We start from the raw sequence: 23,802 nt of genomic DNA on the forward strand, positions 1-23,802 counted from the left end.
CATGAAAGACAATGAAAACATTCCCGCTGTGATGGCGGAGCTTGGCAAACGTGCAAAGCAAGCGGCGCAGATCCTGGCCACGGCCAGTGCTGAGCGCAAACATGCCGCCTTGATCGGCGCAGCCCAAGCGGTTTGGAGCCGCCGGGCTGAGATCATCGCCGAGAACGTCAAGGATTTAGAGTTCGGCCGGGCCAAAGGCCTGTCCGACGCGATGATGGACCGGCTGATGCTGGACGAGCCCCGTATTCAAGGCATCGTCGATGGTCTGCGCGCGGTGGCAGAACAGCGCGATCCGGTGGGCGAAGTGATGGAAGAGTGGGAACAGCCCACTGGCCTCAAGATCCAGCGCGTCCGCACGCCGCTGGGGGTGATCGGGGTAATCTATGAAAGCCGCCCGAATGTGACGGCGGACGCCGGCGCGCTCTGCCTGAAATCAGGTAACGCGGTCATTCTGCGCGGCGGTTCGGAAAGCTTTCATTCCAGTCAGGCAATCCATGCCTGCTTGGCCGAGGGGCTGAAATCCGCGGGCCTGCCCGAAGATGCTGTGCAGCTGGTGCCGACCCGCGACCGGGCTGCGGTGCAGCAGCTGCTGACCATGACAGACTATGTCGACGTCATTGTGCCCCGTGGCGGCAAGGGCCTGGTGGGTCTGGTCCAACGCGAGGCACGGGTGCCCGTTTTTGCCCATCTTGAAGGCATCGTGCATATTTACCTCGACAAAGCCGCCGATCCGCAAAAAGCGCTGGATGTGGTGCTGAACGCCAAGACCCGCCGCACCGGGATCTGCGGCGCCGCGGAATGCCTGCTGGTCCATCAGGACATCGCAGGAACGCTGGGTAAAGCAGTGTTGGAAGCCCTGGCATCCGCCGGCGTGGAAATCCGCGCTGAAGCCGGCCTTCCCGGTCCAAGTGGTATGACTGCTGCCAGCTCCGAGGACTGGGGCAAGGAATACCTGGATTCCATCATTGCTGCCAAGCAGGTAGCGGGCCTTGATGAAGCAATCCAGCACATCCGCACGCATCACTCCCAGCACACCGATTGCATCATCACCGAGGATGAGGCTGCAGTTCAGAAGTTCTTTTCCGAACTCGACAGCGCAATCCTGATGCACAATGCCTCGACCCAGTTTGCCGACGGCGGAGAGTTTGGCATGGGCGCGGAAATCGGGATTGCCACCGGCAAGATGCACGCGCGCGGTCCCGTGGGGGCCACTCAGCTTACCAGCTTTAAATATCTGGTGCGCGGCGACGGCACCACCCGGGCGTAACCGGCAGAAAACGCAAAACGCCGGGCGGCTGGCCCGGCGTTTCTTTGCGGAAATAGCTGCGGATCAGAACTGCAGCGTGATCTTTTCCAGGCTCTGCTCCAGCCGGACGGTGCGGTCTGCTTCCTTTGCGGCCTCGGGGAGCAGCGCAAATTGCACCAGCGCCGGCGTGATCTCTGCATTTGAATTACCGCCGCTGACCCGCGCCCACAGCTCATCATCCACGTTCAGCTTGCGGCCTTCGCCCATTACCGTCCATTTGCCGCCGGCACAGAAAATCTTAACTGTGCCGCCATAGGGAAGGGCGGATTCCAGGCACAGTGCCGCCAGCAGGGACAGGCGCGCCTCGCTGCGGGTGCATCCCTCCAGAGGCGACCATTGGTACTTGATCCGGCCGCCTTTGCTGATGTCCTCCAGCACCGAAATCAATTCGGCCCGGCCCATTTGCTGGTCGCCGGCAGCGCCAAAGGCGATGCGGAAGAAACGGATGCGGGCATTGGCATTTGCGACGCTGTCAGAGATCAGCTCCAGCTCGGGGCCGGACATGCTGCCAGCCATTCCAAGCAGTTCCAGACCGTTGTTTATGGCACCGACAGGGCTGATCAGATCATGGCAGATCCGGGACCCTACCAAAGCAGCCAGATTGGCGTTATCTACACCCATAACTTATACTTCCTCCGAACTGGGCCACCCGCCAATGAATGACCTCAACGCAATTTTAGCCCCCGGCATGTTCGTCCGGCACCCGGATCACCCTGAATGGGGTGTCGGGCAGGTGCAGTCGAACGCGGGCGGCAAGATCACCGTGAATTTCCCCGACCAAGGCAAGCTTGTGATTGACGGAGCGCGCGTCTCCCTTATTCCCGTCTTTGATCCATAACGGTTTATGAAGAGTTAACGAACCCAATCTAACTCGCCTGAAAAGCTGCGCGTTCTTTGCCTTAATACAGGGATGCGCTCAAGCCTGATCGACGCAAAGGTGACCGAATGCAAGACTGTCCTCCGGAATTTTCCGTCAAAATTGCAGAAACAGACGCGGAGCTGCGCGCCGCACAGGCGCTGCGGTACGACGTATTTGTGCGCGAGCTTGGCGGCGGCGGCGCGTTGGTGGACCATGATACGGGGCTGGAGCGGGACAGGTTCGACCCGTTTTTTGACCACATGCTGGTGATAGATGACACCACGGGCACGGTGGCCGGTGTCTACCGCTTGCTGCGTGATGATCAGGCTGCAGAAGCCGGGCAGTTTTATTCCGAGGATGAATATGACCTGACCGTGCTGAGGTCCTCCGGCCGCAAGCTGCTGGAGCTGGGACGCTCTTGCCTGCATGCGGATTACCGCGGCGGCATGGCGATGTTCCACCTTTGGTCCGGGCTGGCAGACTATGTGGAGACCCACGGTATCGAGGTTCTTTTCGGGGTCGCAAGCTTTCACGGCACCGACCCAGCTGCGCTGGCCAATCCGCTGGCCATGCTGCACCACAATCATCTGGCGCCGCCCGGGCTGCGTGTACGGTCAAAGTCGTTTCAATCCATGAACTTGGTGGCCGCAGATGATCTCAACCGCAAACGTGCGATGGTGGAAACCCCTGCGCTGATCAAAGCATATCTGCGGCTGGGCGGATACGTCGGCGACGGCGCCTATGTCGATCAGTCGTTCAACACCACCGATGTGTGCCTGATCCTGGACACCGCGCAAATGAACGACCGCCAGCGCAGGATTTATTCCGGAGGCAAGGGCCGGAAATGAGCGTCAGCTGGCAAAGCGAAGAGGCGCCGGATCCGGTCCGGATCAGCGCCTTGGGCTGGTTGCTGGTGCTGCTGCGCGGGCTGCCGCTGGCGGTGCTGGTATTTGGCGGGCTGCTGGTATTGCTGGCCCTGCGGCTGATTGAGCGGCCAGTATTCGGCTTGCAGCGGCCGGTCACGCCGTTCATCACCCAGTTTGTCTGCCGCAATGCCTTTCGCATTCTGGGGATACGCTTCAAAACCCGCGGAACGCTGATGCGACAAAAAGGGGCCGTGGTGGCCAATCACGCCTCCTGGCTGGATATTTTTGCCCTCAATGCGCGCAAGCGGATCTACTTTGTTTCCAAGGCGGAGGTTGCCAATTGGCCGGGGATCGGCTGGCTGGCGCGGGCCACCGGCACCGTCTTTATCGAACGCAATCCCAAGAAAGCCAGGGAACAGGCTGACATGTTTGAACAGCGCCTGCTGGCCGGCCATAAGCTGCTGTTTTTCCCTGAAGGCACCTCGACCGATGGTTTGCGGGTTTTGCCTTTTAAAACAACGCTCTTTGCTGCGTTCTTTTCTGAAAAACTGCGCAAAGATCTGCATATCCAGCCTGTTTCGGTCCGCTACCGCGCGCCCGATGGCGCCCCGGCGCGGTTTTATGGCTGGTGGGGAGATATGGATTTCGGGCCGCATCTTCTTAAGATCCTGGCAACCCCGCGGCAAGGCCAGGTGGAGCTGATCTATCACCAGCCGTTAAAGGTTGCCGCCTTCCCGGACCGCAAAGCCCTGGCCGCCACTGCCGGGAAATTGGTGAAGGATGGCCACCTGCGCGCTTTGAATGGTTGAAAAATCAGGCGGGAACCGGTTTCTTCCGGATCCGCTATTGTCAGCTGACAATTTCTGCTCTATGAGCGCGCCTACGAACCCGCAGGCGGGGTTTGGCCTGATCAGGGGAGACATCCCTGACGGACCCCCGGTTGGAGCATCCGCTCTGAACCCCCGCCGAGGATAGAAACCGGAAAGGATATATTAGCATGGCTCTTCCTGAGTTCACCATGCGTCAGCTGCTTGAAGCTGGCGTTCACTTCGGCCACCAGACTCAGCGCTGGAACCCGCGCATGGCACCGTTCATCTACGGTTCGCGCAACGGCATCCACATCATGGACCTGACCCAGACTGTTCCGATGCTGGACCAGGCGCTGCAGGTTGTCCGTGACACCGTTGCCAAAGGCGGCCGCGTCCTGTTCGTCGGCACCAAGCGCCAGGCAGCCGGCCCGATTGCCGAAGCGGCTGAAAAGTCGGCTCAGTACTTCATGAACCACCGCTGGCTCGGCGGCACCCTGACCAACTGGAAAACCGTTTCCCAGTCGATCAACCGCCTGAAGGAAATCGACGAGAAAATGGCGGGCGGCGCCGAAGGCCTGACCAAGAAAGAGCGTCTGGGCATGGAACGCGACCAGGAGAAGCTCGAAGCGTCTCTGGGCGGCATCCGTGACATGGGCGGCGTGCCGGACCTGCTGTTCGTCATCGACGTGAAAAAAGAAGCGCTGGCCATCGCCGAAGCCAAGAAACTGGGCATTCCGGTTGTGGCTATTGTCGACACCAACTGCTCCCCCGATGGCGTGGACTTCATCATTCCGGGCAACGACGACGCATCGCGCGCCATCTCGCTGTACTGCGACCTGGTTGCACGCGCAGCACTCGACGGCATGTCCGCTCAGCTGGGTGCCGCAGGCGTTGACCTGGGCGCGCTCGAAGAAGCGCCGGTCGAAGAAGCCGTGGCTGAAGAAGCCGCTGCTGCTGACGCCTGATCCGTCCCGTCACGGAACTGACATGCGGGGCAGGGTATCACCTGCCCCAAATCTGTTTTTGAATTGAGGAGAGCCTAAGATGGCAATCACTGCTGCTATGGTGAAAGAACTGCGCGAATCCACCGGCGCAGGCATGATGGACGCGAAGAAAGCCCTGGTCGAAAACAACGGCGACATGGAAGCCGCGGTTGACTGGCTGCGCACCAAAGGCCTGGCCAAGGCTGCCAAGAAATCCGGCCGTACCGCCGCAGAAGGCCTGGTTGCCGTGATCGTCGAAGGCAACAAAGGTGTTGCCGTCGAAGTGAACTCGGAAACCGACTTTGTCGGCAAGAACGCTGAATTCCAGGCCATGGTCGGCGGTATCGCCAAGGCTGCGCTGGGTGTTTCGGACGTCGAAGCGCTGAAGGCTGCCGACATGGGCGGCAAAACCGTTGCTGACACCATCACCGACAAGATCGCCACCATTGGCGAAAACATGTCGGTCCGCCGCATGGCCGCGCTGGAAGGTGAAACCGTTGTGTCTTATGTGCACAACGCCGCCACCGCAGGCATGGGCAAAATCGGTGTTCTGGTCGCCATGAACGGCGGCGACGCCGCGATCGGCAAGCAGATCGCAATGCACATTGCAGCTGCCAACCCCGCCGCGCTGTCCGAAGCAGACATGGACGCCTCTGTGGTTGAGAAGGAAAAGCAGGTTCAGATGGACATCGCCCGCGAATCCGGCAAGCCGGAGCAGGTGATTGAAAAGATGATCGTTGGCCGGATGAAGAAATTCGTCGCGGAATCGACCCTGCTGAACCAGCAGTTCGTTGTGAACCCGGACCTGACCGTTGAAGCCGCAGCCAAAGAAGCAGGCGCAACCATCACCGGTTTTGCCCGCGTAGAAGTCGGTGAAGGCATCGAAGTTGAAAAAGAAGACTTTGCAGCCGAAGTCGCCAAAGCCGCACAGGGCTGATTTGAGCTAATTCGGGCTGTTAAGTTTTCACGCTTGAATTCAAAAACCGGCAGGGATGTCCCTGCCGGTTTTTTTGTGCGTATCGCTCCCCGCATGGGGAATGCGCGGCCCAGCGGCTGAACGCGTCTTTGCATATTTTAATGAGACCGCCAGAAGGATGTGAGGGACCCCACTGATGGGGATGGGCGAGGCCCCTCTGTATCCGGAACAGACGCAGAACAATACGCGTCTGTTCCTGACCAGGTAGGAGAGCCTTGAAATCACAAGGGTCGTTACCCATTAGTTCCTTGGCTAAAGCCACCACTCACGGAACAGAGGCAACATGCAGAATATCAACCTACAACGGTAGTATAGAATTCCATACCTCTTACGGCTTAGTTCAGGCCGGGCCGGATTGAAAAACCGGTTAAATTTCCGCCGCTTGCAAGCGATCAAAGACAGCGGGGCGAAATCTGAAATTGCCGCTGCGGCGGCGACGGTCATCCGTGGTCAAGCGGCTGCCTAGGCATCCATGATATACATCTGATTGTGCAACGCCGCCTTCAAAACAGCCTGGGCGGTTGTCTCGACAGAAAGCGATTCCCTGGCAAGGCGCAGGTGTTTTTCAATCGTCGCGGGTGTAAGTTCCATCAGAAGTGCAATGTCCTGCGTGGTTTTGCCATCGCCAACCCATTGCAGAACCTCCCGCTGCCGTTTGGTAAGGCTGCGGTTTGGTGCCGTGTAGGGCAGGGTGAGGATTTTCAAATGGGCGACATTGTTCATAAGCACGATGTCATCGCCCGACTTCTGCCACAGCGCGTCCACCGCATCCTGAGACATGCCCCGCTTTGCAGCCAGCGATATCGCGCCCTTGTAACGGGGAGAAGCAGAGTGGAAACTGACCGTATAACCGGCATTCATGTCGAGCTTCTGATTGAACTCATGCACTCTTTGGGCTTCGGGCCCAAGTGTCCCGCCGGCAATCATGTCCTGCACAATACGCCAGCTGCCGGCGCCTTCATTATCCAAGGCCCAGCGAAGCATCGGCGCATGGAAATACAGCCCCTTATGCAGGAAACCGTTCAAATATTCGCTGTCGTGATTGGACAGGATAACAAAATCCTCCGGATCCCCCAGCGACGTTTCCGTTTTGTAACGGGTGTATCCGTAAATCAGCCGGTCGAACCCGAACCTGGACATTTGCCGGACATGCTCGTGCCACAGCTCTTCCAGGCTTTGAGCGCCGCAAATGAAACTCAGGTAATTCTTTACCTTCATGCCGTTGCAGCCATTTCCAAATGTGCCTTCAAAGCATCCATCGCCAACAGATACCCCTGCGCGCCAAAACCGCAAATCTGCCCCAGCGCCGCCTTGGCGATATAGGAGCTGTGCCGGAACGGCTCGCGTGCATGAATATTGGAGAGATGCACTTCAACGGCCGGTATCTCCACGGAAATCAACGCATCCATCAGGGCAATTGACGTGTGCGTATAAGCGCCGGCGTTCAGGATGATCCCATCATGCTGGCCCTTGGCCGCATGAATAGCATCAATCAACGCCCCTTCATGGTTCGACTGGAAGCAGCTGACCGCAACCCCGAGTGTCTGAGCATGATCGGCGCAAGCCTGCTCGGCCATCGCCAGGGTGACCGAGCCATAGACCTCCGGCTGGCGGGTGCCAAGCAGGTTAAGGTTGGGGCCGTTCAATACCAGAATGCTCGTCATCGGATCTGTTTCCTTTTCGTCCTTCCCTTTGAACCTCTAAGACAAATTTTTTACAAATGCGAACACGCAAACGCGCATAAGTTAGAAAAATTCGAATTTTGGAATTTACTGAACCCGCTGACACAAGCGTTTGCCCGGCACTCTATTCCAGCCCTTTTCCAATTTGAGCGTTTCTATTTCCAGCCGGCACAGTCATCGGGCCTTTGTATTTCATTCTGTCTGTGTTCCAGCACCTGCGCCCCGATACCTGAAATGCAACGTCTGCCGGCTCGTGTCCTGCAGAATGGCAGTATACAGTACGGATGGAAGAGGCAGAGCAGCAAGAGGGTACAGCGATGAGATCAGACCGGCTGGAACGCATCAGGCGCTGGCAGCAACGCTATGTGGACGAAGGGAAATACCCAGGAAGCGCCCTTTTGATCCGCCGCAGCGGCGAGGAACAGTTTTTCCACGCGGCCGGCCTGCGAAACATCGAGGAGAACCTGCCATTCACCCGTGACACGCTGGTGCGCCTCTATTCGATGACCAAGCCGGTGACGTCTGTGGCTGTGATGTCTCTTCTGGAACAAGGGCTGTTCCATCTGGATGCCCCCGTCAGTGATTTCCTACCGGAATTCAATGACATGCAGGCGCTAGTTCCCGGGGCCACCCAGATCGGCCAGACAGAACCTTGCTCTGTTCCCACACTGCACCAGCTGCTGACCCACACCAGCGGGCTGAGTTACCCGTTCAACCCAGGTGTTCTGCCGGAAGCCATGGCCAAGGAGGATCTGCTGTTCAAGCCCGACCACGGATCACTTGCCCCGATGGTGGCCCGGCTTGCTGAGCTGCCGTTGGCCTTCCAACCAGGAACCCGTTGGGAATACTCCGTTGCGACAGATGTGCTGGGCCGCGTTGCCGAAGTTGTTTCAGGCAAACCTCTGGGCCAATTCTTGCAAGAAGAAATCTTTGAACCGTTGGAAATGACTGAGACCGGTTTCCAGCCGCCGAGCGGGGCAGGGAGCCGGTTAGCCTCTCTCTATACGCCGCTGGCCGGAGACGCTATGGCGCTGAATTCCGCAGAGACCGGACCCAACAGCCTGCGCCTGACAGACAGTTACCCGCACTCTCCGTTCTGGCAGGCTGAAATGCATTCCGGCGGCGGTGGATTGATCGGCACAATTGATGATTACATGAAATTCACCGAAATGCTCCGGCGCCGCGGCCGCAGTCGAAACGGCCTTATCATCAGCCCGCAAATTGCTGATTTTATGATGCAAAACCACCTTACAGGCGACATTGCCTCAATGGGACCGCAAAGCTTTGCCGAACAGCCGATGGAGGGCATGGGTTTTGGCCTTGGCGGCGCTGTTGTTCTGAACCCGGCACGGGCGCGGTGCCCCGGATCGGTTGGCGACTTCAGCTGGGGCGGCATTGCGTCAACGTTCTTTTGGCTGGACCGGCAGCTTGATATGTCGGTGGTGTTTTTGACCCAGCTGGCGCCTTCCAGTTCATACCCGGCACGGCCGGAGCTCAAGGCACTGATCCATGGCGCCATTGCCGAGTGACTTCCAACTGCCGCAGTTCCAGGTAAGATAAGCGTTCTGCTCAGAAAAGACCAATGAAAGCGCTGCAAATGCCGGATACCGCCAAAGTCCTCCTTGATCTGCTGGATCTGGAAGAGCTTGATACAAATCTTTACCGCGGATCCGGTTCCGGCGGCGAAACACCGACCCGCATCTATGGCGGCCAAGTGATCGCACAGGCGCTGACAGCAGCATATGCGACTGTTTCCGGACGCTTATGTCACTCTCTTCACGCGTATTTCATTCGTCCGGGTGATCCGTCCAGACCAGTCATATACGAGGTTGACCCGGCGCGCGACGGCCGCAGTTTCACCACCCGGCGAGTGGTGGCGATGCAGAACGGCAAGCAGATCCTGAACCTGGCGTCATCCTTTCATGCATCGGAACCCGGCTGGGAGCATCAGCACCAAATGCCGGATGTTCCATCGCCGGCCGCGCTGGAGCCGCGTGAAAAAATCCTCCTGCGGAATGCATTCCGGGTAGATCCGGCCAAACGCGATGAATTCACGAGACCGCGGCCATTCGAGATCCGCGAAGTTGCGCCGCGGGATTCGTTGGAGCCGGAAAACACATCTGATATCAATCATATGTGGATCAGAATGGAGGCAGCCAAAGGCGCCGGTCCTGAGCTGCAGCATATCCTGATGGCCTATGCCTCGGACTTTGGCTTGCTTGGATCATCGATGCGGCCGCATGGGCTGACGTTTCACAAACCCGGCGCCATGACCGCAAGCCTGGACCATGCAATGTGGTTTCATGCACCGGTTCAATTCGAGAACTGGCATCTTTACACAATGGATGCACCGTTTACCGGCAGCGGCCGCGGCTTCAATCGTGGATCTATTTTCACGGAAGACGGCCAACTGATCGCCAGCGTCGCCCAAGAAGGTTTGCTGCGTCCGGCAAGTAGTTGAAAATTAGTCTTTTCAGTTCCGCCACAAAAGGTCTTCAAAGCCAGAGAACTTAACATAAACGGCCTTACTAGCGCAAAATTGCCGTAAAGCGGTGCGGGGCAGGGCGTCGGAATGCTGAGGGAATCGGTGCCCTGTTCAAAAGGAACCTACGCTGCCAAATGTCTATCAGAGCGGGCGAGAGAGGGCAACCTCAGTCCTCATTTGCCCTCGTATACCAGTTATTGGTATACGGGTTTCCTTGAAAAGAAAGGGAAAATGCCAATGTCGAAGGCAGATGTATACCAGCCACCGGTAGTCAAGGGATGGCGTGATTTTTAAAATAATGAGAAAAAACAACGCCTTAACGCTTTAGGCGCTCGCATTGCCCTAATACGGAGGATCCTTGCTGAGACCGTGGAACAGCGGGAGGAAATCCGGCGCCGCTTGATTCAACGTAAGCGCAGGGATAGCGGTAATACCTAACAGCTATTGGTTCCCACATGTTGTTGTCGATATCAGTAATAATCAACATATAGCATGCGTTCCCTTGAGTGGGCTTCATTAGGCCCCTATCTCCTTGGAGCGCGTCGTTCGGCGCGTTTACCAACCCACTGAGACAGAGGCTGAAATGACAGTAGAAGTGAAGCGTGTGAACCAGGACAAGATGAAGTGAAAATGTCCGGTTTTAGATTGAATATGGATGGAATTAAGTCGACCATTGAAACCTTTTCCAAGCACCTAGAGGCTTGCCAGCACGAGAAGCAGAGCTACCGGGGCAACCGAAGAAGCTATCAAGGCTCAGATCTTTCTAATCTTGAAGATGTAACTGAAAAGCGTATCGCGATGCTGGATCGTGATATCGCTGAGTATAGCAGCACCATTGGGGAACTGGAGCGGTTGTTGGGTTCGCTCTCTGCGCCGTCCGCCTGAGTAGCAGTTGCCTGTGCTCAGTTGAGCTAGTTCCTTCAAAAACCCTTTCCAAGTTCGGGAACGCGGTTTTAGATGCCTAACCACCACGGCGACCGCGTTAAAACCCTGTTCTGTAGTCTTTTCAGGGGTTCTCGAGAGTTTGCAGCAGGAAGTGTCCCAAAATCTGCTGAGCGCGCTGTAGGGGCCATTTTTCCGGGTATTGAAGGATAAACGCTCCGGGCCTGTCTTCGGGTGCAAACCTTCCAGAATGCCCTTTTTATATGGCCCCATCCGGGTTCTTCCGGCCTCTTCCGGTTACTGCAATATCAAGTGTCCCCTAACAGCCGGGCGTCGGAACGTTTGGGAAATCGGCGCCCTGCTCATAGAGCACTAGGAGCCCATCAAATGGTCAACTAAACGGCATCCAGCTGGCAACTGGGCACGGAGTCGCGGCTGTATTCACTGGACCGGCTATCCTTGAGTGCGGAGCAGTTTTGATGTGCAGTGCCCTCATTCTATTGATTGATTCAAAACTTAATGGCGAGGGTTATGATTGATCGGAAACAGTTGAAGACGGAAGCAGCATCGTACTTCAAGAAAACTCACTATAGCAGCGCTGAAGAGTTCTTTCTTGCTATGCTGCGTCCGGTAGGTCTGGAAAGTGGTTTTGAACGTGTCGCGGTTTGATGCCGCTCCTTTGATAGCATTTATTGCAGCAAAGGAGACGAACTATGGGATTGAAACGAACGGACGAGTTCCGCGCTGATGCGGTGCGGATCGCGCTGACGAGCGGACTGGCACGCAAGCAGGTGGCATCTGATTTGGGCGTTGGTCTGTCGACTTTGAATTAGTGGATTTTAGCGCACCGCGACACGGATGTTGTGTCCGACAAGGACCTTGATCTTGCACGTGAGAAAGAACGGCTTCGACGGGAAAACCGCATTCTCAAGGAGGAGAGGGAGATCTTAAAAAAGGCAACGCAGTTCTTTGCGGGCCTAAAGCCATGAGGTGTAAGCGGTGTCTGCGCCCCACGCGGGATCAACTTGACGGGTTGAAGTTCCAGGGAAGCAGATTGCCGATCTGGCTGGCTGGGTGACCGGCGGCGATCACCTCAAGGCTCGCCTTGAGATACGCCAAGGGCTCCACGCCGTTGATCTTCGCGGTGGCGATCAGGGAAGCGATGCGGGCCCATGTGCGACCGCCTTCGTCATGTCCGGCGAAGAGCGCATTCTTTCTCGTCAGGGCAATCGGGCGGATCAGGTTCTCGATGGGGTTGGAGTCGATCTCGACGCGGCCGTCATGCAGGAAGGTCTGCAGGCCGCCCCACTGTCGGTGGATATAGGCCAGCTTCTCGCCCAGCTGCAACTTGGCCGGGACACGCAGGCGCTGCGCCTGCAGCCAGTCGCCGAACCCGGGCGACAAGGGGCGCGCTGCGGGCTTGGCGGGCAGACAGGCGCTGACCGGGGCCCATGCCGCGGATCTCGGCCTCAATGCGGTAGAGCTCGGCGATCCGGCGTAGCCCCTCGCCAGCGATCTCGGAGACGTCGCGGTCGAATATCTCCTTGAGCTTGCGACGAGCGTGTGCCCAACAATGCGCAACCGTGATCGGCGCGCCGCCCTTGCGGGAGGGGCGCGTCAGCCGATCGTAACCGGTGTAGCCATCCAACTGCAGGATCCCGCCGAAGCTCTGCAGGATTTGCTCGGCATGCGCGCCGGCGCGGCTGGGATGGCAGGTAAACACCACGCCGGGCGGGTCCTCTCCGCCCCATCCACGGTCATCGCGCGCCAAGGCCCATAGGTAGCCGGTCTTGGTTCGGCCTCTGCCCGGGTCGAGGACAGGAGCCGTCGTCTCGTCTATTACCCGGCAGGCGCATGCGAAGCATGCTGCCGAGAGGGCATGAAGAGCTTGGCCGATCCCTTCAGCTGCTCGGACAGCCGGTCGACCACCGGGCCAAGGTGGAACGCGGCTGTCCCGGCCCAGTCCGCCAGGGTGCTGCGGTCGATCTGGAGGCCGGAGCGGGCAAGGATCTGGCTCTGTCTGTAAAACGGAAGGTGGTCCGCGAACTTGGACACCAGGACGTGGGCGATGGCACCTTCTGTCGGCAGCCCGCCCTCGATCAGCCGCGGCGCGGCGGGCGCTTGGGTGACACCGTCCGAGCAAGCGCGGCAGGCATACTTCGGCCGGATGTCGACCAGCACCCGAAGCTGCGCGGGCACGATGTCCAGACGTTCGGTCCGATCCTCGCCGATCCGGTGCATGCGGCCGCACCCACAGGGGCAATCGAGGCTCGCCGGTTCGATGACACGTTCGATGCGCGGCAGATCCGCGGGCAGATGGCCGAGATTGCGCTGCCGCGTCCGGCGCGGCGTCGTGGTGGATGGCGCGGCCTGCTCCTTGCGGGCCTCGACCTCCGCGGCGGCGGTTTCCAGGTCTTCGAAGGCCAGCTGCCGGTCGTCTTCGCTCAGCTTCTCGGACCGTTTGCCATGCACGACATGGTTCAACTCTGCCACGAGATGCTCGAGCCGCCGGTTGGCGTCCTTCACGCACCATTCTCCTGCAGCAGCGCCAGAACGGCGGCGCGCTGGCTCTCGGGGATCGCGGACAGGTCGATGGGCGGGGCGCTGGACATGCGCGGATGCCCTATCATTCCCTGGGGCGAGTCACTCTGCCACAGCTGGTCTGCGCACCTCCAGCGATCGCACACGGCGCCAGTCCAAGCCGGCAAACAGGGCTTCGAACTGCGCACGGTTCAGCGTCATGGCCCCGTCGCGGATCGCCGGCCAGGTGAACGTGCTTTCTTCCAGCCGCTTGTAGGCCATGACCAAACCGCTGGGCTCCGCCCGTTCTTGCCTCAAACTGTCCCCCGGACAGTTTGCTGCGTTTCACGCAGGCCGGCGCAAACTCCCAGAACAGGATCTTCATCCGGTCGGCGCGCTTTGAGCGGAAGACGAAGACCGTGCCGGTGAATGGATCCTCGGCCAGCGCGGATTGAACCAAAGCCGCGAGACCATCATGGCCCTTCCGGAAGTCGACAGGCTTCGTCGCCACCAGGATCCGCACGCCCTGCGAGGGCATCAGCATGGATGCGCCTCCAGCGCGTGGACGATCTCCGCTACTCGGGCGACGGGGATGTCATGCGCGAGTTCGATCACAACAGCACCCCGAATGATCCTGATCGAGGCCGCCTGCGATGCGACTTCCGGATGCGCTTCCTCCTCGGCGACCTCGCAGACGACGAGAGGCGCAAAGACAGGTTCCTCAACTTCGGCCGCAGGCAGCACAAGCTTGCCTTGCTTGGCCTCTCGACGCCAGGCCGAGAGCTGATTGGGCAGAATGCCAAACCGTTCCGCCACGGCATTCACCGTCGCACCGGTCTCCAAGGTCATCGAGACGGCCAGGGCCTTTGCCTTATCCGGCCAACGGCGGTGACCCGACGCGTAGATCTCGACGCCCAGTGATTTGAGAAACGAATTTGTAGCGCACATTGCGAAACGCACTCCCCATCATGAGATGGAGATCACCTCGCATCCGAACCCATCATCAGCAACGTGGGGTCGAGACGCCGCTTACCATGAGGTTCAGGTTCATCGAAGAACACCGATCCGCCTTTTGCGCCAAGAGGATGTGTGAGGTGCTGGACGATAGTGTTCGCGGCCTGCGTGCCTGTCGCAGCCGACCAGCGGGCCAAAGGCAACGAACCGGCATGGTTGTCTTGGCCCGCATCAAAGAACAGTCCCGTCTCAGTCTGGGCAACTATGGCCGTCCACGAATGACCGGGGAACTAAAGGAACTCGGTTTGAATGCCGGGCATCGGCGTGTTGGCCGTTTGATGCGTGAGAATGGCATTCGTGTTGAACGGTCGAGAAAATACAAGGTGACGGCCATTGCCCGGCAGGCGATTGCAACGCAATCTGCCGAGAGGGGGGCAGCAACCCCGCTTTCAATATCGCACCCGACCTTTTGAACCGGAACTTCTCAGCAGACAAACCCAACCAGAAATGGGCTGGTGACATCAGTTACGTGTGGACCCGAGAGGGATGGTTGTATCTTGCTGTGATCTTGGACCTGCATTCACGGCGCGTAATCGGGTGGGCGTTAAGCAATCGGATGAAGCGTGACCTGGCCATCCGGGCATTGAAGATGGCTGTGGCGTTGCGGCAGCCACCCAAAGGATGCATTCACCACACGGATCGCGGCAGCCAATATTGTTCCCACGACTATCAGAAACTTCTGCGCCAGCATGGGTTCCGGGTGTCGATGAGTGGTAAGGGAAATTGCTATGACAACTCTGCTGTCGAAACCTTCTTCAAAACAATCAAAGCAGAGTTGATCTGGCGCAGGTCATGGCCAACGCGCCGAGACGCTGAAATGGCCATCTTCCAGTACATCAATGGCTTCTACAATCCGCGCCGACGGCACTCAGCATTGGGTTGGAAAAGCCCGGTCGCGTTCGAACGGAAAGTGGCCTAAACGAGCACTTGGCGCGGCACGAAAACGGGACAGGCCCAAACTGCGGAAGGCCGGATTTCTCGCGGGTTGTCCTCAAACAACCATGACTTAGCTCCAACTACCGAAAGAAGCCGCGCCTTCCACATAGCGGGGTCTTACAGCGAGTCGGCTTTGTTCCGTCGGCTGTCAGATTTCTACCTGCGTGCCAGTGATCAGGGCCAGCCGCTGCCCACACTTCCAAAGCATATCCATGATGCTTTAATGACAAGCCGAAACACGTCAAACTCAGTGCTAGTGGATGCCCACCCAGCCTGACAGCTCCATTTTATAGGCGTTTCACAGGGCATTTAGGGTTTGCAACGGGAAGTGTCCCAAAATCGGTCAATCACGCTGTATGGGCCATTTTGCCGGGCATTGAAGGACAAACGTCCCTGGCTTCATTTCGGGCTTATACCTTCCTGTAAGCCCTTTTATTTATGGCCCCATCCGGGTTTTTCCGGGTTCCTCCGGCCTCTTCCGGTTACTGCAATACCAAATGTCTCCTAACACTGCGCCCGCGGGGCGGCGGATGAGGGGAATTTTAAGAAATAGATGCGATCATGAGACGAGCCTGCCAAAAACCGACCGGTTGGCTCCAAGGCGGTACCGAGTTCGGATATCTGGCAGACCTCTCGGTCGGTGCTTCGGAGCCAGATTTCAACCGGCCACAGCGGCTTTCGAGACGAACATCAGAAGGTTTTTGAATGCCCCATTCATTAAATTCTAGCCGGGCCGCGACGAACCCGGCTCCCGTCACAAGCCAAGCGGACACGCTTTATGTCCAGGCGCTACGCCGAATAGTTTCTGGCAATCCCGGGGAGGCAATCCGGCTGCTTCAGCAGGCAATTGGCGTTAGCCCGGGTGATGTCCGGCTGCATCTGAGTGCTGCAGAGGCCCTGCAAATGGCGGGCCTGAAAGGGAAAGCGTTCCAGATGTTGCACCAAGCACTGAAGATAGAGCCGGCAAACACCAAATGCCAAATCGCAATCGCGAACTTCCTGCTGAAGGAGAAGCGGGAGGAAGATGCGCTTGATTTCTTTGAACTAGCCGTCGGGTCGGGGGCGGAATGCTCAACTTTGCTTTCCCGGATGCTGTACCTGAAGCTAAAAAAATGCGAATGGAACGCATTTGAGGGACTGGCGGACAAGCTCAGATTCATCGACAAGGAAAGAGGTTGCCCCGATCCTTTCATGTTCCTGCCGCTGACCGATAATCCGGGGTATCAAAAGCGGCGCTCGGCGCGAATGGCCAAGGCGCTGGAGGCGATTCCGGCCACTCAACCCCTTCCGCCGCTGGAGCCGCGCAGGGCCGGGAAAATCAGGCTCGGGTATTTCTCGAACGACTTTTTCGGGCATGCGACCATGTTTCTGATGGGCGGAATGTTTGCGCTGCATGACCGCGAAGAATTCGAAATCTTCATTTACGACACCGGTTCCGGGGAGCTTGACCAAGCGCAACGGCGTGTTCGGCAGTCAGTGGACAGCTACAAGGATGTTTCGCAGCTGTCCGACAGAGACATTGCCAAACTTGCCCGCAAGGACGGGATTGATGTTGCAATCGACCTGAAGGGGCATACAGCAGGCAGCCGCCTGGGGATATTCTGCTACCGGGCGGCGCCTGTGCAGGTGTCCTATCTTGGATATCCTGGCACAACCGCGCTGCGGGAAATGGATTACCTGATTGGTGATGCAGTGACTGTCCCCAAGAGCATGAGGGCACACTACGCCGAGAAGATTTTGTACATGCCAGGAACCTATCAGGTGAATGACGGCAGCAGGGTGCGCCCGGGGAATATGCCGGATAGAAACCAGCTGGGTCTGCCGGAAGGAAGCTTTGTGTTCTGCTCCTTCAACAATCCCTACAAGATCTCTCCGGATGCTTTTAAGATCTGGATGGATCTTCTGAAGGAGGTTCCGGACAGCGTTCTGTGGCTGCTGGAACCGTCCGAAGCGGGAAAGGCGCTGCTGCTGAAGGAGGCCCGAAACCAGGGCGCGGGGGAAAACCAGATCATCTTCGCAAACCGGTTGCCCCAAGCGGAGCACCTGGCGAGGCTCCCCCACGCGGACTTGTTTCTGGATACGTTCAACTACAACGCTCATACCACTGCAAGCGAAGCGCTTTGGAGCGGCGTGCCGGTTGTTACAAAGCCTGGCAAGCAGTTTTCGGCCCGGGTTGCAACAAGCCTGCTGCGTTGCGTCGGCCTGCAGGAGCTAACAGCGGAGACCCCGAAGCAGTATCATGCGCTTGCTCTGAAACTGGCGCGCGATCCGGCGTATCTGGCAGATGTAAAGGCGCGGGTGAAAAACGGAATCGCAACCGGTCCGCTGTATGACACGGAAAAATTCACCCGCAATTTCGAAGCGTTGATGGAAAAAGCCGTTGAGCGGTTCAACGCGGGCCTGAAGCCGGATCACATCAGCCTGACCTGATTTCGGATTCTGAAAGCAAGGGAGCGCAGGCGGTATCTGCGCTCCTTTTTGGTTTCCAATGCTGACCCCAGTCTTCTGGCTACAGCAACCGGACCTGGGTGCCGATCTGCACCATTTCAAACAGCTCCTCGGCGTGCTGATTGTAGAGGCCGATACAGCCGGAGGAGCTTTGCCGTCCGATCTTGCGGGTGTCGTGGGTTCCGTGCACCAGATAGGCCGGCCAGTCCAGATACATTGCCCGGGTGCCCAGCGGGTTGCCGGGAACGCCGCCCTCGATCCGGACGGGCAGGGTTGGATCACGCTCGCGCATGGAGGCGGTCGGAGTCCAGCTTGGGTTTTCCCGTTTGCGCACCACTTTGGTGAAGCCGCGTTTGGTCAGATCCTCGGTCATCGGCACAGAAGAGGGGAACAGCCGGTAGGTTTCACCGTCCGGCCCCCAGTAATGCAGCGCGCGGGAGCTGATATCGGCCAGCAAGCAGCCGGCGCCGAGCGTGTCGAAATGATCCTGCCAGTTCTGCTGGGTGAAGGCGGACAGATTGCGCTGCACCGCTACCTCTTCGCGAATGGGGGTCTCGTCTTGCGGGAAGGCATCCGTCGATTGCGCCCGCAGGACGGCCGGAGCGGCCAAAGTGGCGCCAAGGCCCATCAGGGTGGTGCGGCGGGTGATTTTGAGTTTGGTCATTTTTCCTCAACCGTGCTGCTCGAAAACTCCACAGCAAGATAAGCTGGCGCACGGATTTTCCTAGAGGCGGCATAGCGGAATTGCGGCGCCTCACAAGCTTGTGTTGCCGGGGCGGCGGAACACCGCCACCCCGGCAACACTGCACCAGAGGCGTCAGGAATACAGCGGCCGGGCCTGGGCGAAGGACAGCAGGCGCTTGCTGTCTTCATCCCACAGGTGCAGCCGCGCATTGGCCAGGCTTTCGCGGATGGTCATCCGGTTGCCTTCGGACAGTTCTGCGTGATCGCGCAGGACTTCGGTCAGGCGGTAGAACGGGATGCGGCTGTAAAGGTGATGCACATGGTGGATGCCGATATTGGCGCTGATCCACTGCAGAACCGGCGGCAATACATAGTGCGAGCTGCCATGCAGGGCGGCGTCATGCAGCTGCCAGTCTTCTTCCTGTTCCCATTGAGTGGTCTCAAATTGATGCTGCACATAGAACAGCCACATGCCTGCTGTTGCGGCGACCAATGTTGCCGGCACAAAGATCAGCAGAAGCGGCATCAGCCCGCCAAAGTACCAGATAATGCCGACAGCTGCGAGGATCACCGCATTGGTGCCCATCGCGCTGATCCAGTAGCGGGCCTGGTTCATCAGACCGTAGGGAATGCGGTTTTGCAGGAAGAACAGGTAGCCGGGGCCAAACCCGAACAGGGTCACGGGGTGGCGGTAGATCCGGTACATCAGCCGGTCCCAGCGTCCCAGCGCCCGGTATTCGGCCACGGTCATCGTGTGGATGTCGCCCATGCCGCGCTTGCCCAGGTTGCCATGGGTGCTGTGGTGGATTGAATGGGTGCGGCGCCAAACGTCATACGGGGTGAGGGTCAGAACGCCGATGATGCGGCCGACCCAATCGCTGACATGGCGGTTGCGGAAGAAGGAACCGTGCCCGCAATCATGCTGGATGGTGAACAGGCGCAACAGGAAAGCCGCGATCAGAATGGAGATCGCCAGCGTCAGCCAATAGCTGACCGACAGCGACCACCAGGCCAGAGCCCAGAGCAGGAGAAAGGGGACAACCGTGACCGCCAGTTCAAACGCGCTGCGCCTGTGATCGGGTTCCCTGTATTGCGCGAGGACCTTCACCCAGTCGCGCGCCGTTTTCTCGGCCGCCTGCGGCCTGGTGGAGTCTGGGGAGTTGCTCATACGCCTGCCGTTTTATTTGTCTGATGCAGACCGGATAGACTACCAGACGCGTGGGGCAAGTGAAATTCTGCCGCAGGCCCGCCAAAACAGGGTCAATTCAGCCTAAACCGCGAAATAGTGATCGATTGGCCCCGGATTTTTGAAGTCTGATCAAAAAAATGAGGCCCCGGAAATCCGGAGCCTCTGATTGTTTCCGGCCTGGCCGGAAGGTCAGTCCATTGCTTTGAAGTTGAACTCGCCGCCTTCCTTGATGCCCGAGGGCCAGCGCGAGGTCACGGTCTTGGTGCGGGAGTAGAACTTGAAGCTGTCGGGGCCGTGCTGGTTCAAGTCGCCGAACATGGATTTCTTCCAGCCGCCGAAGGTGTGATAGGCCAGCGGCACCGGGATCGGCACGTTGATGCCGACCATGCCGATGTTGACGCGGCTTGCGAAATCACGGGCGGTGTCGCCGTCGCGGGTAAAGATCGCGGTGCCGTTGCCGTATTCGTGATCCATCGCCAGTTTCAGCGCGTCCTCATAGCTGTCTGCACGCACGGTGGACAGAACCGGGCCAAAGATTTCCTGCTTGTAGATATCCATGTCCGGGGTCACCCGGTCAAACAGATGGGCGCCGACAAAGAAGCCGTCCTCGTAGCCCTGCAGTTTGAAGTCGCGGTTGTCGACCACCAGTTCCGCGCCCTGATCGACGCCGGACTGGATCAGGCCCAGAATGCGTTCTTTGGAGGCCGCGGTCACAACCGGACCCAGGTCCACGTCGTCGCCGGCGGTGTAGGGGCCGACTTTCAGCTTCTCAATGCGCGGGATGAGCTTTTCGATCAGCTTGTCGGCGGTTTCCTCACCCACCGGAACCGCAACCGAGATCGCCATGCAGCGTTCGCCTGCCGCGCCGAAACCTGCACCGACCAGTGCGTCGGCGGCCTGGTCCAGATCGGCGTCGGGCATCACGATCATGTGGTTCTTGGCGCCGCCGAAACACTGGGCGCGCTTGCCGTTGGCGGTGGCGCGGGAATAGATGTACTGCGCGATCGGGGTGGAGCCGACAAAGGACACGCCCTGGATGATCTCGCTGTCGAGCAGGGTATCAACCGCTTCGCGGTCGCCGTTCACTACCTGGAACACGCCTGCGGGCAGGCCGGCTTCGACAAACAGCTCGGCCAGCATCAGCGGCACCGAGGGGTCGCGCTCGGAGGGTTTCAGCACTACGGCGTTACCGCAGGCCAGGGCCGGGCCGACGTGCCACAGCGGCATCATCGCGGGGAAGTTGAACGGCATGATCGAGGCAACCACGCCGAGCGGCTGGCGCATGGAGTACATGTCGATGCCGGGGCCTGCGCTGTCGGTGAATTCACCCTTCAGCATCTGCGGTGCGCCGATGCAGTATTCGATCACTTCCAAACCGCGCTGCAGGTCGCCCTTGGCGTCGGGAATGGTCTTGCCGTGCTCACGGCTCAGCGCCTCGGCCAGCTTGTCCATGTCGCGGTTCATCAGGCCGACCATGGCCATCATCACACGGGCGCGTTTCTGCGGGTTGGTGGCGCCCCAGGCGGGCTGTGCCGCGGCTGCTTTTTCGATGGCGTCAGTGGTTTCTGCAACGCTGGCCATCGGGCATAGATACTGCACTTCGCCGGTTGCAGGGTTGAAGATATCGTCAAAACGGCCCGAGGTGCCGGAGATCAGTGCGCCGTTAATAAAATGGCCGAGTTCTTTCATCGGATCCTCCTCTGTTCATCTTGCCTTAATCCTAGGCTTGCAAAAATCATCGGAAAAGAGGAAAGATTTCAAAGAGGCTTTGCAGGAACGCAAAAGGTTAACAGAACGTTAGCAGCAAGACGGAGGACCCGGGCCGATGGATCCGCAGTGGGATGATATGAAAGTGTTTTTGGCGGTGGCACGGGAGGCGAGCCTGTCAGGCGCCGGCCGTATCCTCAAAATGGACCCCGCAACGGTGGGGCGGCGGGTCGCCCGGTTTGAGGCCGCACTGGAAACACCGCTGTTTGTGAAATCGCCGCAAGGCTATGCGCTGAGTGCTGCGGGCGACCGCTTGCTGGTCCATGCCGAAGCGGCCGAACAGGCCATGCGCGCCGGGACCGAAGCGCTGAGCGGCCCCAGCGACACCATGTCCGGGCAGATACGTATCGGCGCCCCGGACGGCAGCGCCAACTATCTGTTGCCGCAGGTCTGTGCCCGGATCGCCGAGGAAAACCCGGATCTGGACATCCAGATCGTGGCGCTGCCGCGGGTGATCAACCTCAGCCGCCGCGAGGCGGATATGGCAGTGACCGTCAGCGCGCCGACAGCGGGCAAGCTGCTGGTGCAGAAGATCTGCGACTACCGGCTGCATCTGGTCGCCTCGCGTCATTACCTGAAGAACCATCCGCCGATCACCGGGCTGGCGGATCTGAAGGGCCACAAGATGATCGGCTACATCCCCGACATGATTTTCGACAAGGAACTGGACTATCTGAACGATATAGGGGTCGAACGGGTGGCGCTGGCGTCGAATTCCGTGTCAGTGCAGATCAAGATGGCGGCGCAAGGCACGGCGATCTGCATTGCGCATGACTTCAGCCTGCCGTCCCACCGGATGCTGCGCAAGATCCTGACCGACAAGGTCAGCCTCAGCCGCAGTTTCCATCTGGTGCGCCACCAGGGAGACCAGCGCAGCGAGCGGTTGAACCGCTTTGCCCAGGCGTTGTCGAAAGGCATCCGCGACGAGGTGGCCCGGCTGGAAGCCTTGACTTAAAGCTGCGTTGCGGCACACTTAATTGAAACGCGCCAATATTATGGAGGTCTGCAACGTGCTCGTTCAGGTCATTTTGAAGTCCAAAGCCACCAACGGTGTGGTCACGATCAAGCCGGATGCCAGCGTGTCGGAAGCAGCAAAGCTTTTGGCCGAGAACAAATTCGGTTCCGTTGTAGTTTCCGCGGATGGAGAAAAACCCGATGGCATTCTGTCCGAGCGCGATATTGTCCGTGAGCTTGCCGTCAGCGGGCCCGGCTGCCTGAGCAAACCTGTCAGCGAATACATGACGCGCAAGCTGGTGACCTGCACCAGCCAGTCGAATGTCGGCGGTGTGCTGCAGCAGATGACCGAAGGGCGTTTCCGCCATATGCCGGTTGTCGAAGATGGAAAACTTGTTGGGATCGTAACGCTTGGCGATCTGGTCAAAGCGCAGCTGGCGCAGGTGGCAATGGAGAAAGATGCCCTGCAAGGCATGATCATGGGGCACTAAGCCGCAGCGGCGGCGTCCGTATTTCTGCTCTCTTGCAATGATGGCCGCAAATATGTTTGCTTGTGCAGAAATTTGACAAAGCAGGAGGCCGCCGATGCGTGTGGGTCTGTATCCCGGCACCTTTGACCCGATCACCATCGGGCATATCGACATTATCCGCCGCGCCAGCGCGATGGTGGATAAACTGGTTATCGGCGTGGCAATCAACCGCGACAAGGGGCCGCTGTTTGACCTGGAAGAGCGGGTTGAGATGATCGAGGCGGAATGCGCCAAGCTCAGCACCGAAACCGGGACCGAAATTGTTGCGCATCCGTTTGAAAACCTGCTGATCGACTGCGCCCGCGACGTCGGCGCGCAAATCATCGTGCGCGGCCTGCGGGCGGTTGCCGATTTCGAATATGAGTTTCAGATGGTCGGTATGAACCGGGCGTTGGACAGTTCGATCGAGACCGTGTTCCTGATGGCAGAGGCACGGCACCAGGCGATTGCATCAAAACTGGTCAAGGAAATCGCCCGGCTGGACGGCGACGTGTCGAAATTCGTCACTCCGCTGGTCAACGACAAGCTGCTGGAGCGTTTGGGCAAGACCGCATGAACCGGCGTGGGGTAAACCCGCTGAGTGCAGTGCGGGCCGCAGGCTGACGCGGGAGGGGCGCTGCCCCTCTTGGCCGCAGGCCAATTCACCCCGGGGTATTTTAGACCAGAAAGAAGCAAAACCGACACAGGCGGCGTCGAAACCTGTGGCAGGCGGCCACAGGCCGGTCAGCGCCAGAAGGCGACCCAGTCGATCAGGGCAAACAGTTTCTTGCCCAGGAAGATCATGTGCTGATCGCCGAACATGGCGATGTCGATCACCGCGGCGGCAATCAGGAACACGCCGAGGGAAATGGCAATCCGGTTGGTCATCGGGGCTCCGCCGCAATAGAAAACGCCCGCCCAGATAACCTGAGC

General features: G+C 58.8%; 23 protein-coding genes and 4 pseudogenes. 16 read left to right on the forward strand and 11 right to left on the reverse strand.

Annotation, left to right across the window (positions count from 1 at the left end; translation table 11 throughout):
- Nucleotide 1: 1 nt before the first annotated feature.
- A complete protein-coding gene (locus ETW23_RS09825; RefSeq protein WP_134829886.1) occupies nucleotides 2–1,267 on the forward strand; it encodes a glutamate-5-semialdehyde dehydrogenase in 1,266 nt (421 codons plus the stop codon).
- A gap of 63 nt (nucleotides 1,268–1,330) precedes the next feature.
- On the opposite strand, the gene ETW23_RS09830 is transcribed toward ETW23_RS09825, so the two are convergent.
- The gene (locus ETW23_RS09830) at nucleotides 1,331–1,927 is read right to left on the reverse strand and encodes a histidine phosphotransferase family protein (protein WP_129370921.1); all 597 of its coding nucleotides are present in this window, start codon (nucleotides 1,925–1,927) and stop codon (nucleotides 1,331–1,333) included.
- 34 nt (nucleotides 1,928–1,961) lie between these two features.
- Between ETW23_RS09830 and ETW23_RS09835 the strand changes: the two genes are divergently transcribed.
- The 5 genes from ETW23_RS09835 (at nucleotide 1,962) to tsf (ending at nucleotide 5,760) form a co-directional block, all read left to right on the forward strand.
- The gene (locus ETW23_RS09835) at nucleotides 1,962–2,144 is read left to right on the forward strand and encodes a DUF3553 domain-containing protein (protein WP_039145992.1); all 183 of its coding nucleotides are present in this window, start codon (nucleotides 1,962–1,964) and stop codon (nucleotides 2,142–2,144) included.
- 107 nt (nucleotides 2,145–2,251) lie between these two features.
- Nucleotides 2,252–3,013, forward strand: a complete 762-nt coding sequence (locus tag ETW23_RS09840) for a GNAT family N-acetyltransferase (protein ID WP_134829887.1) — start codon at nucleotides 2,252–2,254, stop codon at nucleotides 3,011–3,013.
- The gene (locus ETW23_RS09845; protein WP_134829888.1) at nucleotides 3,010–3,840 is read left to right on the forward strand and encodes a 1-acyl-sn-glycerol-3-phosphate acyltransferase; all 831 of its coding nucleotides are present in this window, start codon (nucleotides 3,010–3,012) and stop codon (nucleotides 3,838–3,840) included. Before ETW23_RS09840 ends, ETW23_RS09845 begins: the two co-directional genes overlap by 4 nt.
- A gap of 188 nt (nucleotides 3,841–4,028) precedes the next feature.
- Nucleotides 4,029–4,805, forward strand: coding sequence for a 30S ribosomal protein S2 (gene rpsB / locus ETW23_RS09850; protein WP_129370924.1), 777 nt, complete (start codon nucleotides 4,029–4,031; stop codon nucleotides 4,803–4,805).
- A 79-nt stretch (nucleotides 4,806–4,884) separates the two neighbouring features.
- A complete protein-coding gene (tsf, locus tag ETW23_RS09855; RefSeq protein WP_129370925.1) occupies nucleotides 4,885–5,760 on the forward strand; it encodes a translation elongation factor Ts in 876 nt (291 codons plus the stop codon).
- Nucleotides 5,761–6,261: 501 nt separating this feature from the next.
- Here tsf and ETW23_RS09860 read toward each other — a convergent pair.
- Complete coding sequence (locus ETW23_RS09860) at nucleotides 6,262–7,017, reverse strand: LuxR family transcriptional regulator (RefSeq protein ID WP_129370926.1); 756 nt, start codon at nucleotides 7,015–7,017, stop codon at nucleotides 6,262–6,264.
- On the reverse strand, nucleotides 7,014–7,463 hold the full coding sequence (gene aroQ / locus ETW23_RS09865; RefSeq protein ID WP_129370927.1) for a type II 3-dehydroquinate dehydratase: 450 nt from the start codon (nucleotides 7,461–7,463) through the stop codon (nucleotides 7,014–7,016). The genes ETW23_RS09860 and aroQ overlap by 4 nt, the downstream gene beginning before the upstream one ends.
- 335 nt (nucleotides 7,464–7,798) lie before the next feature.
- Between aroQ and ETW23_RS09870 the strand changes: the two genes are divergently transcribed.
- The 5 genes and pseudogenes from ETW23_RS09870 to ETW23_RS25375 all read left to right on the forward strand — a co-directional run.
- Nucleotides 7,799–9,010: a serine hydrolase gene (locus ETW23_RS09870; RefSeq protein ID WP_134829889.1), complete on the forward strand. Its 1,212-nt coding sequence runs from the start codon at nucleotides 7,799–7,801 to the stop codon at nucleotides 9,008–9,010.
- A gap of 68 nt (nucleotides 9,011–9,078) precedes the next feature.
- A complete protein-coding gene (locus ETW23_RS09875) occupies nucleotides 9,079–9,942 on the forward strand; it encodes an acyl-CoA thioesterase II (RefSeq protein WP_129372893.1) in 864 nt (287 codons plus the stop codon).
- Between the two features lie 654 nt (nucleotides 9,943–10,596).
- Entirely contained in the window at nucleotides 10,597–10,851 is a 255-nt protein-coding gene (locus ETW23_RS09880; protein ID WP_134829890.1) for a hypothetical protein, read from the forward strand.
- A 528-nt stretch (nucleotides 10,852–11,379) separates the two neighbouring features.
- Nucleotides 11,380–11,517: a hypothetical protein gene (locus tag ETW23_RS25130; protein WP_167738108.1), complete on the forward strand. Its 138-nt coding sequence runs from the start codon at nucleotides 11,380–11,382 to the stop codon at nucleotides 11,515–11,517.
- A 44-nt stretch (nucleotides 11,518–11,561) separates the two neighbouring features.
- Nucleotides 11,562–11,839, forward strand: a pseudogene (locus tag ETW23_RS25375) (transposase); the annotation flags it as partial.
- A 29-nt stretch (nucleotides 11,840–11,868) separates the two neighbouring features.
- Here ETW23_RS25375 and ETW23_RS09885 read toward each other — a convergent pair.
- From ETW23_RS09885 to ETW23_RS09895, 4 genes and pseudogenes are all read right to left on the reverse strand, one after another.
- Nucleotides 11,869–13,314, reverse strand: a pseudogene (locus ETW23_RS09885) (IS66 family transposase); the annotation flags it as partial.
- A gap of 177 nt (nucleotides 13,315–13,491) precedes the next feature.
- Nucleotides 13,492–13,650, reverse strand: coding sequence for a transposase (gene tnpB / locus ETW23_RS25885; RefSeq protein ID WP_254695131.1), 159 nt, complete (start codon nucleotides 13,648–13,650; stop codon nucleotides 13,492–13,494).
- A gap of 82 nt (nucleotides 13,651–13,732) precedes the next feature.
- Nucleotides 13,733–13,912 (reverse strand): annotated as a pseudogene (tnpB, locus tag ETW23_RS26750) (IS66 family insertion sequence element accessory protein TnpB); the annotation flags it as partial.
- Entirely contained in the window at nucleotides 13,906–14,316 is a 411-nt protein-coding gene (locus ETW23_RS09895; protein WP_247677011.1) for a transposase, read from the reverse strand. The gene ETW23_RS09895 and the pseudogene tnpB (ETW23_RS26750), both read right to left, overlap by 7 nt.
- A gap of 86 nt (nucleotides 14,317–14,402) precedes the next feature.
- Here ETW23_RS09895 and ETW23_RS09900 point away from each other — a divergent pair.
- Together ETW23_RS09900 and ETW23_RS09905 are read left to right on the forward strand one after the other, a co-directional pair.
- Nucleotides 14,403–15,301, forward strand: a pseudogene (locus ETW23_RS09900) (IS3 family transposase); the annotation flags it as partial.
- A 950-nt stretch (nucleotides 15,302–16,251) separates the two neighbouring features.
- Nucleotides 16,252–17,748 (forward strand): UDP-N-acetylglucosamine-peptide N-acetylglucosaminyltransferase, encoded by a 1,497-nt coding sequence (locus ETW23_RS09905; RefSeq protein WP_167738109.1) that lies wholly within the window; start codon nucleotides 16,252–16,254, stop codon nucleotides 17,746–17,748.
- A gap of 79 nt (nucleotides 17,749–17,827) precedes the next feature.
- On the opposite strand, the gene ETW23_RS09910 is transcribed toward ETW23_RS09905, so the two are convergent.
- From ETW23_RS09910 to ETW23_RS09920, 3 genes are all read right to left on the reverse strand, one after another.
- Nucleotides 17,828–18,430 carry a L,D-transpeptidase gene (locus ETW23_RS09910; RefSeq protein WP_134829892.1) on the reverse strand — a complete coding sequence of 201 codons (603 nt, stop codon included), beginning with the start codon at nucleotides 18,428–18,430 and terminating at the stop codon, nucleotides 17,828–17,830.
- Nucleotides 18,431–18,583: 153 nt separating this feature from the next.
- Nucleotides 18,584–19,618 (reverse strand): fatty acid desaturase, encoded by a 1,035-nt coding sequence (locus ETW23_RS09915; protein ID WP_134829893.1) that lies wholly within the window; start codon nucleotides 19,616–19,618, stop codon nucleotides 18,584–18,586.
- 210 nt (nucleotides 19,619–19,828) lie between these two features.
- Nucleotides 19,829–21,328, reverse strand: a complete 1,500-nt coding sequence (locus ETW23_RS09920) for a CoA-acylating methylmalonate-semialdehyde dehydrogenase (RefSeq protein ID WP_134829894.1) — start codon at nucleotides 21,326–21,328, stop codon at nucleotides 19,829–19,831.
- A 136-nt stretch (nucleotides 21,329–21,464) separates the two neighbouring features.
- On the opposite strand from ETW23_RS09920, the gene ETW23_RS09925 reads away from it, so the two are divergent.
- From ETW23_RS09925 to coaD, 3 genes are all read left to right on the forward strand, one after another.
- Nucleotides 21,465–22,361 carry a LysR family transcriptional regulator gene (locus ETW23_RS09925; protein WP_134829895.1) on the forward strand — a complete coding sequence of 299 codons (897 nt, stop codon included), beginning with the start codon at nucleotides 21,465–21,467 and terminating at the stop codon, nucleotides 22,359–22,361.
- A gap of 55 nt (nucleotides 22,362–22,416) precedes the next feature.
- A complete protein-coding gene (locus ETW23_RS09930; RefSeq protein WP_129370970.1) occupies nucleotides 22,417–22,851 on the forward strand; it encodes a CBS domain-containing protein in 435 nt (144 codons plus the stop codon).
- Nucleotides 22,852–22,945: 94 nt separating this feature from the next.
- On the forward strand, nucleotides 22,946–23,446 hold the full coding sequence (gene coaD, locus ETW23_RS09935; protein WP_129370969.1) for a pantetheine-phosphate adenylyltransferase: 501 nt from the start codon (nucleotides 22,946–22,948) through the stop codon (nucleotides 23,444–23,446).
- 167 nt (nucleotides 23,447–23,613) lie between these two features.
- Here coaD and ETW23_RS25135 read toward each other — a convergent pair whose 3' ends face one another.
- Nucleotides 23,614–23,757: a hypothetical protein gene (locus ETW23_RS25135; RefSeq protein WP_027259049.1), complete on the reverse strand. Its 144-nt coding sequence runs from the start codon at nucleotides 23,755–23,757 to the stop codon at nucleotides 23,614–23,616.
- Nucleotides 23,758–23,802: the final 45 nt, after the last annotated feature.

It is taken from the genome of Leisingera sp. NJS201, assembly GCF_004535885.1.
Lineage (GTDB): Bacteria > Pseudomonadota > Alphaproteobacteria > Rhodobacterales > Rhodobacteraceae > Leisingera.

Bases quoted from the DNA above. Each gene is read 5' to 3' on its own strand.
- ETW23_RS09825 (WP_134829886.1), top strand. From the start codon at position 2: ATGAAAGACAATGAAAACATTCCCGCTGTGATGGCGGAGCTTGGCAAA.
- ETW23_RS09830 (WP_129370921.1), bottom strand. From the start codon at position 1,927: ATGGGTGTAGATAACGCCAATCTGGCTGCTTTGGTAGGGTCCCGGATC.
- ETW23_RS09835 (WP_039145992.1), top strand. From the start codon at position 1,962: ATGAATGACCTCAACGCAATTTTAGCCCCCGGCATGTTCGTCCGGCAC.
- ETW23_RS09840 (WP_134829887.1), top strand. From the start codon at position 2,252: ATGCAAGACTGTCCTCCGGAATTTTCCGTCAAAATTGCAGAAACAGAC.
- ETW23_RS09845 (WP_134829888.1), top strand. From the start codon at position 3,010: ATGAGCGTCAGCTGGCAAAGCGAAGAGGCGCCGGATCCGGTCCGGATC.
- rpsB (WP_129370924.1), top strand. From the start codon at position 4,029: ATGGCTCTTCCTGAGTTCACCATGCGTCAGCTGCTTGAAGCTGGCGTT.
- tsf (WP_129370925.1), top strand. From the start codon at position 4,885: ATGGCAATCACTGCTGCTATGGTGAAAGAACTGCGCGAATCCACCGGC.
- ETW23_RS09860 (WP_129370926.1), bottom strand. From the start codon at position 7,017: ATGAAGGTAAAGAATTACCTGAGTTTCATTTGCGGCGCTCAAAGCCTG.
- aroQ (WP_129370927.1), bottom strand. From the start codon at position 7,463: ATGACGAGCATTCTGGTATTGAACGGCCCCAACCTTAACCTGCTTGGC.
- ETW23_RS09870 (WP_134829889.1), top strand. From the start codon at position 7,799: ATGAGATCAGACCGGCTGGAACGCATCAGGCGCTGGCAGCAACGCTAT.
- ETW23_RS09875 (WP_129372893.1), top strand. From the start codon at position 9,079: ATGCCGGATACCGCCAAAGTCCTCCTTGATCTGCTGGATCTGGAAGAG.
- ETW23_RS09880 (WP_134829890.1), top strand. From the start codon at position 10,597: ATGTCCGGTTTTAGATTGAATATGGATGGAATTAAGTCGACCATTGAA.
- ETW23_RS25130 (WP_167738108.1), top strand. From the start codon at position 11,380: ATGATTGATCGGAAACAGTTGAAGACGGAAGCAGCATCGTACTTCAAG.
- tnpB (WP_254695131.1), bottom strand. From the start codon at position 13,650: ATGGCCTACAAGCGGCTGGAAGAAAGCACGTTCACCTGGCCGGCGATC.
- ETW23_RS09895 (WP_247677011.1), bottom strand. From the start codon at position 14,316: ATGTGCGCTACAAATTCGTTTCTCAAATCACTGGGCGTCGAGATCTAC.
- ETW23_RS09905 (WP_167738109.1), top strand. From the start codon at position 16,252: ATGTTGCACCAAGCACTGAAGATAGAGCCGGCAAACACCAAATGCCAA.
- ETW23_RS09910 (WP_134829892.1), bottom strand. From the start codon at position 18,430: ATGACCAAACTCAAAATCACCCGCCGCACCACCCTGATGGGCCTTGGC.
- ETW23_RS09915 (WP_134829893.1), bottom strand. From the start codon at position 19,618: ATGAGCAACTCCCCAGACTCCACCAGGCCGCAGGCGGCCGAGAAAACG.
- ETW23_RS09920 (WP_134829894.1), bottom strand. From the start codon at position 21,328: ATGAAAGAACTCGGCCATTTTATTAACGGCGCACTGATCTCCGGCACC.
- ETW23_RS09925 (WP_134829895.1), top strand. From the start codon at position 21,465: ATGGATCCGCAGTGGGATGATATGAAAGTGTTTTTGGCGGTGGCACGG.
- coaD (WP_129370969.1), top strand. From the start codon at position 22,946: ATGCGTGTGGGTCTGTATCCCGGCACCTTTGACCCGATCACCATCGGG.
- ETW23_RS25135 (WP_027259049.1), bottom strand. From the start codon at position 23,757: ATGACCAACCGGATTGCCATTTCCCTCGGCGTGTTCCTGATTGCCGCC.